Raw genomic sequence first — 14,151 nt, forward strand, 5'->3', positions numbered from 1 at the left:
GCCAGGGCTCACAGTCCGTAACGTTCGCGGCTCACCAGCCAAAGGCCGACAGGGGGCTGGCCGCCAAGTCTGGGAGCGCGCGGTCGCTGACCTCTGCAGCGGGGGATGGCTCTGTGCTGCAGCGGCTTTCGACGCAGAACGAGGCCGTGTTCGAGAGGCCTTCGACGGTGCTGGTGCGCAGCCTCACGTCGGGGGAGGGGAACCAGAACCGCTCAAGCGAACTCATGGTCTCGTAGGCGGTGGTGAGCAGCAGGCCATCGCGGTCGTCCATGCGGAAGTGCCCAGCTACCGGTGAGGATTCGGCGTAGCCGCGATCCCGTAGCAACAGACCTTCCCGGCCCCGTGCATCGGTTGGGATCAGGCCGAACACCGATTCGCCCTGGTGGTCTTCGCCGGCTTTGTCCCAGGCCATCGATCCACTCCAGCGCACCTGGCAGCCCCCCACCAGCTGATCGGGCTCCTGGCCATGCAGGGTGGCGATCGCCAGCAGCCGTGGATCATCGGCGGCTACCTCCACTACCTCGATCAGCGAGCCTCCAGCTTCGGCGCGGCGATGCAAGAGGTGATGGCTGGTGCGCTGGGAGCGCCAGCGCCCGCAGCTGAGCCTGAAAAAACTGATGGCATCGGCAATCGAAACGCTCACGGGCTGGTGACGGCTTTAGCGATGATCGCAACTTCTTCGCCCCTCCCGTTCAGGTGCCCACCTCGGGAGTCCTGGCAGCCCTGGCTGCAGCCTTTTGCTGGACGCTCGCCAGCAGCCTCTGGCGGCGCCTGCCCACCTCCTTGAGCGCCGCCCAGCTGAACCTGGTTAAAAACCTGCTGGCCCTGGCGCTGCAATTGCCGCTCGTGCTCTTCGGGGGCTGGCGGGTGCTGCCCGGGGCTTTCGCCCTGCTGCTGGCCAGCGGGGTGGTTGGCATTGCCGTGGGTGACAGCCTCTACTTCGCGGCCCTGCGCCGGCTGGGAACGCGCCGCACCCTCACGATTGAGGCCGCTGGACCAGCGATCACGGCGTTGGCTGGTGTTGTTTTTCTTGCCGAGCTGCCCACCCAGGCCCAGTGGCTGGGCCTGACCCTGATCTCCCTGGCCGTGGTGGTGGTGGCCGTTCAGCAACCACCCCGCTGCGGCGCTCTGCCATCGCCTCCCGGTACCCAGCGAATGGGTTTGCTGCTGGCCTTAGCGGCCCTGCTCTGCGGCAGCGGTGGTGCCCTGCTCTCCCGCGCTGCGCTGCTGGCCTCTGATCTGACCCCACTGCAATCGGCCACCGTGCGCCTGGCGGCAGCGGCGGTGGTGTTGTTGCCGTTGTTTCGCCACCTGCCGGCTCCAAGGGCTCGGCCGCGGCTGGCCCGATCACGCTGGCCGCTGGTGCTGGTGGCCACATTGCTGGGCACCAGCGCCGGCATTGTTCTTCAGCAAGCCGCCTTGCAGGCCTTACCGGGCGGCTTGGCGGTGGCGCTGCTCGCAACGGCACCGGTGATGGCCTTGCCCCTGGCGCGGCTGGAAGGCGACAGACCCGGTCGGGCCGGTTGGTTGGCTGCCCTGCTGGCCCTCGCTGGCGTCAGTTTGGTGGTGGGGCTGGCAGGCCCGCTGCTGGCGGGCTGACGCGGGCGCGGGCCTGGGCATCGGCCCATTGGCAGAGGTCGCTCAGCTCCAGCCCCAGCGGAGCGAGACCCAGCGGTGCGGCGATCTGCTCAAGCTGGAAGGCGGCGCTCTGCAATTGATCCAGAAAGGCCTGCGCAAAGGCTGGATCGTTGTAGAGGGAATCCTGGCTGGCCAGCCAGGATTCCAGTTGCTGTTGGGCTGGAACCGGCCCCTGGCGCTGGCCGGCGATGGCCTGAAGGCAGCGCAAGCTGTGGGCCAGCAGACGCAGGTGGTGGCGCTCCAGGGAGGGCAGCAGGCTGGCCTCCAATTGCAGGAGATCGTCGCTGCTGAGCGGCCCGATCTCAGCCATTGATCTCAGCCATTGCTGGTTGTGTCATCTCAGCGTCAATCCTGATGGACGGGTTCGCTGGCCCTGCCGCCCTTCGGGGTGAGACGGAAGCCGCAGGAGTGCCCTCCCTCCAGGCGCCAGTGCACCCGCTCGATGCTGCAATCAGGGAAGGTGTGGCGGATCTGCTGCAATTCCTGGTCGCAGATCTGGGGGAACTGCTCGGCAAGGCGGCCCACGGAGCAGCGGTATTCACTCATGCACCAGGAGAGGCCGTCGCCATCGGCGCTGAACTCAGACATGTAGCCCTCTTGGCGGCGCAGTTCCACCAGCCGCTCCAGGCGTTCGGTCAAGCTGCCCTCACCGATTTCCTGGCGGTCACAGGACCCCTTGGTCATCGCCTGCTGTCGCAGCAGGTTCTTCACCATTTCGGGCGGCAGGCTGGCGGCCATCGAATGCAGCAGTCCGAGGGCGAACTGTTCGCCTCCGTCGGGGAACTGGTCGCGTCCGGCCGTGGTGAGCCGCCACTGGTTGGTTGGCCGCCCCGGGCCTTCCGAGCTGGCGCTGGCTTCCACCAGACCTTCCTCTTCAAGGCTGCGCAGGTGACGACGCATGACCTGGACAGAGACCTCAAGGAGTTCGGATAACTCAGCGGCCGTTGCAGCTTTCTGACGCAAGAGCAGGGTGAGCGCCGCCTCACGGGTCGGGGCCTGGGTAGAAGTGCTCATCAGAGGAAGTCGGTCGGTCTGGCGAGACACGAACCTTCTGTTCACCCTGCCACGCCTGCGTTGAAGCTGTGGGCTGCTGTGGTCAGCCCCCCATCACCAGCCCATCTGCCTTAAGGTATCCATTAAGGAAACGCAAAAGTTTCGCAATTCAAATCCTGAAGGTTGCGTTGGCCAGAAGCTTCTCCTCGCCCACTCCCGAGCAGCCGTCTAGGCAGCTCGTGGGCCGTTCTCTGTCCCGTACCTCCTTACATTTGATTCTCTAGCCAGCTCGCCGTTCGAGCCTCGGTTCTGCGATCGTCCCAAGACCGCACCCTGCCCTCGCCCTAGCCCTTGATGGCTCCGGTTTCACCCCTGACCACCGAATCCATGTCTGAAGCCCCTTCCGCCGCAGCGGTTCCATCCACCGAAAATCTGGAGGTAATCCGGAAGTTTGCCGAAACCTACGCCCAGCGCACGGGCACCTACTTCTGCAGCGATCCAGGGGTGACGGCGGTGGTGCTTGAGGGTCTGGCCCGCCACAAACAGGAGCTTGGCGGGGCCCTTTGCCCTTGCCGGCATTACGAAGACAAAGAGGCCGAAGTTTCCCAGGCCTTCTGGAACTGTCCTTGCGTGCCCATGCGTGAGCGCAAGGAATGCCATTGCCTGCTTTTTCTTACAGAAGACAACCCTTTCCGGGGCGAAGATCAGGCCATCACGCTTGAAGAGATCCGCTCCCACACTGCCGCTCCCACCGCCTGAGCCCCATGAGCACCGCATCCACCGTCAGTGACTTGGTCAGCCAGCCGTACAAGTACGGCTTTGTCAGTGATATCGAAACAGAAAAGATCGACAAGGGCCTGTCTGAGGATGTGGTTCGTCTGATCTCTGCCAAGAAGAATGAGCCAGCCTTCTTGCTGGAATTCCGTCTGCGGGCCTTCCGCCAGTGGTTGAAGATGGAGGAGCCGGATTGGTCAACGGTGAGTCATCCGGTGATCGATTATCAGAGCATTATTTATTACGCCTCGCCCAAGCAACGCGACAAGAAGGCAAGCCTCGATGAGGTGGACCCGAAGCTGCTCGAAACCTTCGACAAGCTTGGTATTCCGCTGAGCGAGCAAAAGCGACTCAGCAACGTGGCTGTCGATGCTGTTTTTGACAGTGTTTCGATTGCCACCACCTACCGCGAAAAACTGGCGGAGCACGGAGTGGTGTTCTGCTCCATCAGTGAGGCCGTCAAAGACCATCCTGAGTTGATTGAGCGCTACCTCGGTTCGGTGGTGCCCGCCAATGACAACTATTTCACGGCCCTGAATTCTGCCGTGTTCAGCGATGGTTCCTTTGTGTTCATCCCCAAAGGTGTGGAGTGCCCGATGGAACTCTCTACCTACTTCCGGATCAACTCCGAGGACACGGGCCAATTTGAGCGCACCTTGATCGTCGCTGAGGAAGGGGCTTCTGTCAGCTATTTGGAGGGCTGCACAGCTCCCATGTTTGACACCAACCAACTCCACGCCGCCGTTGTGGAGTTGGTGACCTTGGACGACGCCACGATTAAATATTCTACCGTTCAAAATTGGTATGCTGGTGATGAGAACGGCAAAGGCGGCATCTACAACTTTGTGACCAAGCGGGGTCAATGCCGTGGCGACCGCAGCAAGATCAGCTGGACCCAGGTGGAAACCGGGTCGGCCATCACCTGGAAGTACCCCAGCTGTGTGCTGCTCGGAGCTGATTCCGTTGGTGAGTTCTATTCCGTGGCGCTCACCAACAACCGTCAGCAGGCTGACACCGGCACCAAGATGATCCATGTCGGCCCGCGCAGCCGTTCGACGATTGTGAGCAAGGGGATCAGCGCCGGCCATTCCTCCAACAGCTACCGCGGGCTTGTGCAGATCGGGCCCAAGGCGGTGGGTGCGAAGAACTACAGCCAGTGCGATTCGATGCTGATCGGCGATCAGGCCGCCGCCAACACGTACCCCTACATCCGCTCCCAGCAGCCGGACGCGTCGGTGGAGCACGAAGCGAGCACCTGTCGCATCTCTGCCGACCAGCTCTTTTACCTGCAGAGCCGGGGAATCGGCTTTGAGGCGGCGGTGTCGATGATGGTGAGTGGCTTCTGCCGCGATGTGTTCAACCAGTTGCCGATGGAATTTGCCGCCGAAGCCGACAAGCTGCTCGCCCTCAAACTCGAAGGTTCCGTCGGCTGAACGGCCTCACTGGGTTCTCCCGCTTTGATCCCTTTCTTTTCTGTTGCCGCCCAAGCGGTGGCCTTTCTCGCTCTTCCTTCCCCGTTTCCCCGTGATCAGTCCCGACGCCGACCTGCTGCTTGAGATCGTTGATCTCCATGCCCGCGTGGAGGACCAACCCATCCTCAAGGGCGTGAACCTGACGATCAGGGCAGGAGAGATCCACGCCGTGATGGGACGCAACGGCAGCGGCAAAAGCACCCTCTCCAAGGTGCTGGCCGGTCACCCCTCTTACACGGTTACCGCTGGCTCGGTTCGCTACCGGGGCCAGGATCTGCTGGAGCTCGACCCCGAGAAACGGGCCCGGATCGGTCTGTTCCTTGGTTTCCAGTATCCCGTTGAGATTCCTGGCGTCAGCAATCTCGAATTTCTGCGGGTGGCCACCAATGCCCGCCGCAGCGAGCTGGCCAAAGAAGACCTTGACCCGTTCGCCTTTGAAGATCTGGTCCGTGAGCGGCTGGAAGTGGTGCAGATGAACCCCTCGTTCCTGGAGCGCAGCGTCAACGAAGGCTTCTCCGGCGGCGAGAAGAAGCGCAATGAGATTCTGCAGATGGCTCTGCTGGAGCCGGTGGTGGCGATTCTCGATGAAACCGATTCCGGCCTCGACATCGATGCCCTGCGGATCGTGGCCGGTGGCGTCAACCAGCTCGCCACCGCCGATAACGCCACCTTGCTGATCACGCACTACCAGCGGCTGCTTGATGTGATCACCCCTGATTACGTCCATGTGATGGCGGCGGGCCGGATCCTGCGCACCGGTGGCAAGGAGCTGGCCCTGGAACTCGAAGAACGCGGTTATGACTGGGTGGACCAGGAGCTGGCCGTCCTGGAGGTGGCTTGATGGTGTCCGCCAGCACGTCCACGACGAGCAGCGCCCAGCCGATGGCTGCCAATGCCTGGATCACCGAATTTCTGGAGCGACTGCCGGCTCCGAGCGGTGACCTTGAAGCCGTTCAGTGGCGCGGCCGTGAGGCCCTGGCCCGTCAACCGCTGCCCTCGCGGCGCAACGAAGACTGGCGCTTCACTGATCTCGGGTCCCTCAAAGCCCTCGATCCGGCGCTGCTGGCCCAGGTTGAGGCAACCGAGGGGACCGACCCTGCGGCCATTCCCATTGCCGATTCTGCTGATGCCTTGCCAGCTCCGGCTGCCGGCACCATGCGGCTGCGGCTCGACGGCCGCCATGACCCCCTGGCCGGCCAGACCCTGCCAGCCGGGCTGACCAGGCTCAGCGGCGAAGAGCTTCAGCAGGCCCTCGGCCACACACTTGCCCGCTGCGGCTGCGAGCAGCACTGGCCCGTGGAGTTCAACCAGGCCAGCGCTAGCCACTGCCTGGCCTTGCGGGTCAGCGGCAGCGTCGCTGAAACCCTTGAACTCGTGGCGACGGCCAGTGGGGAGTCGGCGCTCTTGCCGATCCGCGTGCTGTTGCTGCTCGAGGAGAAGGCCAGCTTGAAGGTGTTGCAAGTGCAGCTCGGTTCAGGCTCCAGCCTGAGCAGCCTGGTGGTGGAGATGCATCTGGGCCGCGAGGCCGAAGTGCAGCATGGCCTGCTTGCCTTCGGTGAAGGGGAAGCCTGTCTCCTCGCTCACCTGGCGGTGGAGCAAGAAATCGAGAGCCGCTTCCATTCCGTGGTGGCCAGCCGTGGTTGGGCCCTGGCGCGCTTCGAACCGCGGATCACCCAGGTGGAAGGGGCAGCCCACACTGACCTGAAGGCGATTCAGGTGGCGCAAGACCATCAACTGGTTGACGGGCACAGCCGGGTGGAGTTTCTCGGGCCGGACGGCTCGCTTGAGCAACTGCACAAGGCGATCGTCGACGGCCATGGGCATAGCGTGTTTGATGGCGCTGTGAGCGTCCCTCGCCGGGCCCAGCGCACCAATGCCAACCAGATGAGCCGCAACCTGCTGCTCTCTGATCAGGCCCGCATCGACACCAAGCCGGAACTGGAGATCGTGGCCGATGACGTGCGTTGTACCCACGGCGCCACGGTGAGCCGCCTCCAGCATGACCAACTGTTCTATCTCCAGAGCCGGGGGATCGATGCCGCCACGGCCTCGCGTCTGCTCAAGCGTGGCTTCTGCCAGGAGGTGCTCGTTGATCTCCCCGCCGCTGCTGCCTCTTGGCAGCCCCTGCAGCGCCTTTTGGCGGAGGTTTGAGCAGCGATGACAGCCTCACTGCACAGCCAGCTTTCCCCGTTGCGGGATTCCAAACCAGCGGCCAGTGAGCCTGCCCTGGCGGCCCCAGAACCTGCCCAGCCCAGTCAGGAGCCGGTGGCCCAGAACCTGGCGGAACAGACCCGGCCCGATTTCCCTTTGTTGTCTCAGCAGGCCTGCCTGGGCCAGGGGCTGATTTATCTGGATTACGCCGCCACCAGCCAGAAGCCCCAGCAGGTGCTCGATGCCCTGCAGACCTATTACAGCCGCGACAACGCCAACGTTCACCGCGGCGCCCACCAGCTCAGCGCCCGCGCCACCGACGCCTTTGAGGGGGCCCGCGAGAAAGTGGCCACCTTCATCGGTGCGGCCACCCCGCGCGAAATTGTGTTCACCCGCAACGCCAGCGAGGCGATCAACCTGGTGGCCCGCAGTTGGGGCGATGAGAACATCCGGCCCGGCGATGAGATTCTGCTGACGGTGATGGAGCACCACAGCAATCTGGTGCCCTGGCAGTTGCTGGCTGCACGTACCGGTGCGGTGCTGCGCCATGCCGGCCTCACCGAAACCGGAGAGCTCGACCTCGAAGACTTCAAGCAAAAACTCAGCAACCGAACCAGGCTGGTGAGCGTTGTTCAGATCAGCAACACCCTGGGTTGCCTCAATCCGATCGAGGCGATCGCCAAGCTCAGCCACGACGCCGGCGCCCTGCTGCTGGTGGATGCCTGCCAAAGCCTGCCGCATCTGCCGGTGAACGTGACGGCCCTGGGGGCTGATTTCTTGGTGGGCTCCTCCCACAAGCTCTGCGGACCCACCGGCATGGGCTTCCTCTGGGGGCGGGAGGCGCTGCTCGAGGCGATGCCGCCGTTCCTGGGTGGGGGTGAAATGATCCAAGACGTTTACCTCGAGAGCAGCAGCTGGGCCGACTTGCCCCATAAGTTCGAAGCGGGCACCCCGGCGATCGGTGAGGCCGTGGGTATGGGAGCGGCCCTGGACTACCTCAACGCCATCGGCCTCGATCGCATCCACCGCTGGGAGCAGACACTCACCGGCCGGCTGTTCGAGCGCTTGCAGGCGATTGAGGGGCTGAAGATTCTCGGCCCCACCCCCGAGCAACAACCGGATCGCGGGGCCCTGGCCGCTTTCAGCGTGGAGGGTCTGCATGCCAACGACCTCTCGGCCTTGCTTGATGCCAGCGGCATCTGCATCCGCAGTGGCCACCACTGCACCCAGCCACTTCACCGCCACTACGGCCTGGCTTCATCGGCCCGGGCCAGCCTTAGCTTCACCACCACCTTCGAGGAGATCGACCGTTTCGCCGACGAACTCGAAAGCAGCGTGGCTTTTTTGAAGGAACACGGCTGAGCTGGGGCGCGATCGATGCTGGAGCTGGTGACGGCGCTGCTGATTGATCTCTCTGAGCAGAAGCTTTACGCCTACGACGATCAGCAGCGCTTGCTCTATGCCGCCCTCGTGTCGACTGGGCTGCCCGCCACGCCAACCCCGACAGGACGGTTTCAGATCGGCAGCAAGTACAGCGAAACAACGCTGGTGGGCCCCGATTACCGCATCCCCGCCGTACCGAACGTGATGTGTCTGGTGGGTGGCGGCCTCATCCCTGATCAGCTCTGCTTTCATCCGGCCCCCTGGCAGGAGAATGCCGGGCAGTGTTTTGGCGTGGACCGCAGCCACGGCTGCATCCGCACCACGAGCGCCACGGCCCGCTGGTTGTTTCTGCGCACGGCTGTGGGCACGCCGGTGGAGATTCGCCCCTGAATCGTTTAGCGTTGTGGCGGGCAGCGCTTGCGGACGAACGGCTTGTTCTGGTCTGGCCAGCCGGCATAGGTGACATCGCTCAGGCTGGATTGGTCGGGGGAGAGGAGGAACCGACGCAGACCCAGCCAGGTCTGCCCTTCCCCGGCCATGGCGGTGATCAGGGCCAGCTCCGAGGTCCCGCTGGTGACCACCGCGACGGTGGGGCCGCCACTTTCGAAGAAACTGAGCGTGCCGGCCTGCAGTAGCAGGCGCGTTTCCATGTTGAACGGAGAGTCGCAGGGGTAGCGGCTGTCCTGCCATTCGCCGCGGAAGCGTTCGGGGATGACAGGCTGCAGCTCGGCGGCGCTCGCATTGGAGCCAGTGCAGGCGGCAACGGCTACCAGGCCCAACAACAGAAGGGGGTTTCGGCGCATCGTTTTTGGCCTATCCCTCAACGTACCGGGGTGCGAGGTGCGCAGCACGGGGGCCATTCACTTATCTATTAGAGCGGGGCAATGACATCCGTGCGATTCAGGAATTGCTGGGCTATCAGGATCTGAGCACCACCGTGATCTACACCCATGTGCTTAACCGTGGACCCCTGGGCGCGAACAGCCCCGCAGACTTTGTGTAGCAAAACAAACATGTGCTTCTCTGACCAAGGAACGACGGGCGGGCAGTGCTTGCGGATCCTGAGGATCTCGAATTCGACTGGGTTCTGACGAAGAAGTAACCGCGCAATCAGCAGGGTTCACGGAAGCAGCGGTACCAAGCAGGCTGGTTCTCAGAACCGTCCAATGACAAGTTTGACAGACCGGTAAGTGGAGCCCCTTTACCACTCCGCGGCGAAGCAGCTAGAGTAATTTGAGGAGGTGTCTTCAATGTCTAGACAGTTTGACGTAGTAGTCGAAAAAGATTCAGAAGGGTTTTTCGTAGCGACCGTCCCTGCCCTACCAGGTTGCCATACGCAATCTAAATCGCTAGATCAATTAATTGAGCGAATCAAGGAAGCCATTGAGCTTTGCATTGAGGTTGCTGGCACGGATCCTGAGTTACTTGATTTTGTAGGAGTACAGAGAGTGACAGTAGAAGTGTGACGAGATATTCTGCGGTTTTCAGGCAAAATCCACATCGCAGCCTTGATGAGAATTGGTTTTGAAGAAATCAGGGTCAGAGGTAGCCACCGTTTCCTTAAGCACCCGGACGGAAGAACAACAGTTGTTCCGGTACATTCCAATGAAACTCTGGGGCCTGGTCTCTAGGCAAGCATCCTTCGTGATATCAAGCTCTCACGAATTGGATTGCAAGACCTTCTATGACGAACTCAACGGCTGTCCAACATCAAGATCCAGCGGCCTGGTCCAAAGGTGCCTTATGGATGCATTGGACTTCTCCCCGCCGCTAATCTTGAGCATTTGGCTAAGAAAGCAGAAAAATCTTTATAGATAAAAGCCTCGCTCCGACGGCTATGCAGAAGTGATCTAGGTTGATGAGCTGGTACGCTTAGCGAAAATTGATGTTGCTGGCTTGAGACAACTATTTGGATGAGGCAGCCAGAAGTTGTGCGAATAGATTGGCGCTAAATCAGTTGCGCCAATGCGCCTCATCCGTTGAGCTTATTGTTGACGCCGCCGCCGAGAAATACCTGCGGCAGCTTGAAACTGGAGCTTAACCCATGAAGAAAATGCCAGAAAATCTTGTCTCTTATAGCCGAACATCAGAATTTTCTGAAGACACGGTGCCACAGGGGTTGTTGCGTGGGCACCAAACCAAAGAAGGGGTTTGGGCGAAAATCGTGGTTCTTGAGGGGGAGTTGCTCTATCGGATGCTGGAGCCCGAAGTTGAGGAGGTGATGCTTTCCCCAGGCACGCCGGGAGTTGTAGAGCCTGCATGGCTGCATGAAGTGAAGCCAAAGGGGCAAGTGCGCTTCTTTGTTGAGTTTTTCCACGCAGAAGCCCCGTAACCAGTTGAGACCAAACGCTGTCGCCGTGATCTTCGCCATGTCGGCGATGGCAGCCGGTTTGGCAGCATGAGCCAGCTTTTGGGCGCAGGCAGGATCCGATGAACATCGACGGCAAGTCCTGGCGCACAATCTGGTTGGAGCAGGGCGGTCGCTCGGTGGGCGTGATCGATCAGACCCAGTTGCCCCACCGCTTCAGCACGCGCTCACTCACCACCCTTGATCAGGCCGCCGAGGCGATCGCCACGATGGTGGTGCGCGGTGCGCCCTTGATCGGCGTCACCGGCGCCTATGGCCTGATGCTGGCCCTGCAGGCGGATCCTTGCGATGCCTCCCTGGCTGCCGCGTTTGAGCAGCTCAACGCCACCCGCCCCACGGCCATCAACCTGCGCTGGGCGTTGGAGCGTGTGCGCGATCGGGTGGCACCGCTGCCACCGGCCGAGCGGGCTGCCGCGGCGGCGGCAGAGGCCGCTGCCATTGCCGAAGAAGATGTGCTGATGTGCGAGGCGATCGGCGACCACGGGCTTGCGTTGTTCCGCTCGATCGCAGCTGCCCGCCCGAGTGAGCGGCATCACGAACCGCTCAACGTTCTCACCCACTGCAACGCCGGTTGGCTCGCCACCGTTGATTGGGGCACGGCCCTCGCCCCCATCTACAAGGCCCACCGCGCTGGCCTGTCCATCCATGTCTGGGTGGATGAAACCCGCCCCCGCAACCAGGGTGCCAGCCTCACGGCCTTCGAGCTCGGCCGCGAGGGCGTTCCCCACACCGTGATCGTCGACAACGCCGGTGGCCACCTGATGCAGCACGGACTGGTGGATGCGGTGATCGTCGGCACCGATCGCACCACCCGCACGGGCGACGTCTGCAACAAGATCGGTACCTATCTCAAAGCCCTCGCCGCCTTCGACAACGGCGTCCCCTTCTACGTGGCCCTGCCGGCTTCCACGATCGACTGGACCCTTGCCGATGGTGTGGCGGAAATTCCGATTGAGGCCCGCTCCCCTGACGAGGTGACCTGCATTTCAGGCCTGTCTCAACCGAACGCAGCTGATTCCTCTGCGGATGTTCTCAGCTGCGTGCAACTCACCCCCGCCGGCACCATTGGCTTCAATCCTGCCTTTGATGTCACCCCGGCCCGGCTGGTCACTGGATTGATCACCGAGCGGGGCGTGGCTGAGGCGAGTGAGGCGGGCTTGCGCGCCTTATACGCAAGGGAATCAGCAGGAGCGGCTGGCGCCCCGTAGCCTCGCCCTCACTCCCGCAGCTCCCGGCCGATGCCGACGCAACACCGCTGGTCGGCTGCCGCTGCCCGCCGCGCGATTGATCATTACGGCGCCGAGGGGATCAGCGAAGAGCTCGCCCTGCGCACCTATTCGGCCCGGTTGCTGGGTGCCGATCCCGACCTCGTGCTCCATGGCGGTGGCAACACGTCGGTGAAAACGAGTGTTTGCGGGTTGCTGGGCGAAACAATCCCGGTGCTGCGGGTCAAGGGCAGCGGCTGGGATCTGGCCACGATTGAACCTCCTGGCCATCCGGCGGTGCGGCTTGAGCCCCTCCAGCAGCTTCGGGGCCTCGATGCCCTCTCCGACGAGGCGATGGTGGCGGCCCAGCGCCAGAACCTGATCGATCCGAAGGCTCCCAACCCATCAGTGGAGGCCCTGTTGCATGCCTTTTTGCCGCACACCTTCATCGACCACACCCACGCGATCGCCCTGCTGGCCCTGGCCGATCAACCGAATGCGGCGGAACTCTGCCAGGAGGTCTATGGCGATCGAGTGGCCTTGGTTCCCTATGTGATGCCCGGTTTCGCCCTGGCCAAGGCCGCCGCCGAGGCCTATGAAGCGGCCGCGGCCGGTGGTGCCGAGATCGAAGGCCTGGTGTTGCTCCAGCACGGCCTGTTTTCGTTTGGCGCCACCGCGGAGCAGAGCTACGACCGCATGATCAGGCTGGTGCAGGCCGCCGAAGAGCTCCTCAGCCAGGCGGAGCGGCGCATCCTGCCGGCGGCCGTGCCGTCGCGCCCCACGCCTGCGTCGGCGTTGCTTCCGGTGTTGCGTGGTTTGCTGCACCGGGCCGCCGGGCCCGAGGCGGCACCCGGCCGCTGGCTGCTGGATTGCCGCAGCTCCGCCCCTGCCCTGGAGCTGGTCAACGACCAGCGCCTCAGCCGCTGGGCCAGCTGCGGTGTGGCCACCCCCGACCATGTGATCCGCACCAAGGCCGGCCCCCTGGTGCTGCCGGCCGCGCCGCCTGCCCCAAACCCAGTCGCCAGCCTCGATAGCGATGGCCCAGATACCGGTTCAGATTCTCCAAGCCTGGCGGCCTGGAGCCTGGCGGCCGCTGAGGCGCTGGAGGTCTACATCCAGGCCTACCGGGCCTACTTCGAGCGGCAGGACCAGCGGCTCGGGGGAGGTCGCACCCGGCTGGATTCCCTTCCCCGGCTGATCGCCATTCCCGGTCTGGGCCTGGTTGGGATCGGCCGCAGCAGCGCTGAGGCGGCGGTGGCGGCCGACATCGGTGAGGTCTGGGCCCGAACCCTGCTAGCCGCCGAAGCCCTGGGCCGCTTCGCGCCGGTGGGCGAAGACGACACCTTTGAGATGGAGTACTGGAGCCTGGAGCAGGCCAAGCTCGGCAAGGGATCAGAGCCCGCCCTGGCCCGGCAGGTGGTAGTGGTGACGGGCGGCGGTGGCGCGATCGGTGCGGCCACGGCCCGGGCGTTCGCGGCCCAGGGCGCTGAGCTGGCCGTGCTCGATCGCGATGGCCCTGCGGCGCTGGCGGTGGCGGCCAGCTGCGGCCCGCGCGCCCTCGGCCTGGCCTGCGACCTCACCGATCCCGATCAGGTGAACGCCGCGCTCGCCTCCATCTGCGCCCGCTTCGGTGGCCTCGACGTTGTGGTCTCCAATGCCGGCGCCGCCTGGACCGGCGCCATCGCCGAGCTGGCCGCGGCCGAGCTGCGGGCCAGTTTCGAGCTCAATTTCTTTGCCCATCAAACCGTTGCCCAAGCGGCGGTGGCCATCTTTCGCGCCCAGGGCTTCGGCGGCCAGCTGCTGTTCAACGTGAGCAAGCAGGCGCTCAACCCTGGCGCCAATTTCGGTGCCTACGGCATCGCCAAAGCGGCCCTGCTGGCCCTGATGCGCCAGTACGCCCTGGAGGGCGGCGGCGAGGGCATCCGTGCCAACGCGATCAACGCCGATCGGATTCGCTCCGGCCTCCTCGACGACGCCATGATCCAGGCCCGCGCCACGGCCCGGGGGGTGAGCACCGCGACCTACATGGCCGGCAACCTGCTGGGCCAGGAGGTGGCCGCCAGCGACGTGGCCGAGGCCTTCGTTGCCCTGGCCGCCTTGGCGCGCACCACCGGTGCCGTGCTGACGGTGGATGGGGGCAACGTGGCGGCGATGGTGCGCTGAAAGC

At 63.6% G+C, this 14,151-nt stretch carries 17 protein-coding genes; 13 read left to right on the plus strand and 4 right to left on the minus strand.

All coding sequences use genetic code 11. The features are described 5' to 3' along the window. Positions 1-31: 31 nt before the first annotated feature. On the minus strand, positions 32-643 hold the full coding sequence (locus ACXMDM_RS06360) for a phycobiliprotein lyase (RefSeq protein ID WP_071801052.1): 612 nt from the start codon (positions 641-643) through the stop codon (positions 32-34). Between the two features lie 53 nt (positions 644-696). On the opposite strand from ACXMDM_RS06360, the gene ACXMDM_RS06365 reads away from it, so the two are divergent. Continuing rightward, positions 697-1,599, plus strand: a complete 903-nt coding sequence (locus tag ACXMDM_RS06365) for an EamA family transporter (RefSeq protein WP_071801053.1) — start codon at positions 697-699, stop codon at positions 1,597-1,599. Here the strand turns inward: ACXMDM_RS06365 and ACXMDM_RS06370 are convergent. Further along, positions 1,556-1,948, minus strand: coding sequence for an NDH complex assembly factor CRR9 (locus tag ACXMDM_RS06370; RefSeq protein WP_071801054.1), 393 nt, complete (start codon positions 1,946-1,948; stop codon positions 1,556-1,558). The genes ACXMDM_RS06365 and ACXMDM_RS06370 overlap by 44 nt on opposite strands. A gap of 35 nt (positions 1,949-1,983) precedes the next feature. Then, positions 1,984-2,652, minus strand: coding sequence for an iron-sulfur cluster biosynthesis transcriptional regulator SufR (gene sufR / locus ACXMDM_RS06375; protein WP_071801055.1), 669 nt, complete (start codon positions 2,650-2,652; stop codon positions 1,984-1,986). Positions 2,653-3,018: 366 nt separating this feature from the next. Between sufR and ACXMDM_RS06380 the strand changes: the two genes are divergently transcribed. From ACXMDM_RS06380 to ACXMDM_RS06405, 6 genes are all read left to right on the plus strand, one after another. Further along, positions 3,019-3,390 (plus strand): ferredoxin-thioredoxin reductase catalytic domain-containing protein, encoded by a 372-nt coding sequence (locus ACXMDM_RS06380; RefSeq protein ID WP_071802179.1) that lies wholly within the window; start codon positions 3,019-3,021, stop codon positions 3,388-3,390. Positions 3,391-3,395: 5 nt separating this feature from the next. Further along, complete coding sequence (sufB, locus tag ACXMDM_RS06385; protein ID WP_071801056.1) at positions 3,396-4,838, plus strand: Fe-S cluster assembly protein SufB; 1,443 nt, start codon at positions 3,396-3,398, stop codon at positions 4,836-4,838. Positions 4,839-4,929: 91 nt separating this feature from the next. Then, on the plus strand, positions 4,930-5,718 hold the full coding sequence (sufC, locus tag ACXMDM_RS06390) for a Fe-S cluster assembly ATPase SufC (protein WP_259722758.1): 789 nt from the start codon (positions 4,930-4,932) through the stop codon (positions 5,716-5,718). Beyond that, positions 5,718-7,028: a Fe-S cluster assembly protein SufD gene (gene sufD / locus ACXMDM_RS06395; protein ID WP_083544501.1), complete on the plus strand. Its 1,311-nt coding sequence runs from the start codon at positions 5,718-5,720 to the stop codon at positions 7,026-7,028. Before sufC ends, sufD begins: the two co-directional genes overlap by 1 nt. Positions 7,029-7,034: 6 nt before the next feature. Beyond that, positions 7,035-8,390, plus strand: coding sequence for a SufS family cysteine desulfurase (locus tag ACXMDM_RS06400; protein WP_083544502.1), 1,356 nt, complete (start codon positions 7,035-7,037; stop codon positions 8,388-8,390). 15 nt (positions 8,391-8,405) lie between these two features. Beyond that, positions 8,406-8,801 carry a L,D-transpeptidase gene (locus ACXMDM_RS06405; RefSeq protein ID WP_071801058.1) on the plus strand — a complete coding sequence of 132 codons (396 nt, stop codon included), beginning with the start codon at positions 8,406-8,408 and terminating at the stop codon, positions 8,799-8,801. A 5-nt stretch (positions 8,802-8,806) separates the two neighbouring features. Here the strand turns inward: ACXMDM_RS06405 and ACXMDM_RS06410 are convergent, their stop codons facing one another. Beyond that, complete coding sequence (locus tag ACXMDM_RS06410) at positions 8,807-9,214, minus strand: hypothetical protein (protein WP_071801059.1); 408 nt, start codon at positions 9,212-9,214, stop codon at positions 8,807-8,809. Positions 9,215-9,318: 104 nt separating this feature from the next. Between ACXMDM_RS06410 and ACXMDM_RS06415 the strand changes: the two genes are divergently transcribed. From ACXMDM_RS06415 to ACXMDM_RS06440, 6 genes are all read left to right on the plus strand, one after another. After that, positions 9,319-9,414 (plus strand): hypothetical protein, encoded by a 96-nt coding sequence (locus ACXMDM_RS06415; RefSeq protein ID WP_499570294.1) that lies wholly within the window; start codon positions 9,319-9,321, stop codon positions 9,412-9,414. A gap of 247 nt (positions 9,415-9,661) precedes the next feature. Beyond that, positions 9,662-9,877 (plus strand): type II toxin-antitoxin system HicB family antitoxin, encoded by a 216-nt coding sequence (locus ACXMDM_RS06420; protein WP_071801060.1) that lies wholly within the window; start codon positions 9,662-9,664, stop codon positions 9,875-9,877. Between the two features lie 45 nt (positions 9,878-9,922). After that, positions 9,923-10,042, plus strand: coding sequence for a type II toxin-antitoxin system HicA family toxin (locus ACXMDM_RS06425; protein WP_071802182.1), 120 nt, complete (start codon positions 9,923-9,925; stop codon positions 10,040-10,042). 413 nt (positions 10,043-10,455) lie between these two features. Next, the gene (locus tag ACXMDM_RS06430; protein ID WP_071801061.1) at positions 10,456-10,743 is read left to right on the plus strand and encodes a TehB family protein; all 288 of its coding nucleotides are present in this window, start codon (positions 10,456-10,458) and stop codon (positions 10,741-10,743) included. A 98-nt stretch (positions 10,744-10,841) separates the two neighbouring features. Next, positions 10,842-11,987 (plus strand): S-methyl-5-thioribose-1-phosphate isomerase, encoded by a 1,146-nt coding sequence (gene mtnA / locus ACXMDM_RS06435; RefSeq protein ID WP_071801062.1) that lies wholly within the window; start codon positions 10,842-10,844, stop codon positions 11,985-11,987. 30 nt (positions 11,988-12,017) lie between these two features. Further along, on the plus strand, positions 12,018-14,147 hold the full coding sequence (locus tag ACXMDM_RS06440) for a bifunctional aldolase/short-chain dehydrogenase (protein WP_071801063.1): 2,130 nt from the start codon (positions 12,018-12,020) through the stop codon (positions 14,145-14,147). Positions 14,148-14,151: the final 4 nt, after the last annotated feature.

The organism is Synechococcus sp. CS-603, assembly GCF_977929215.1.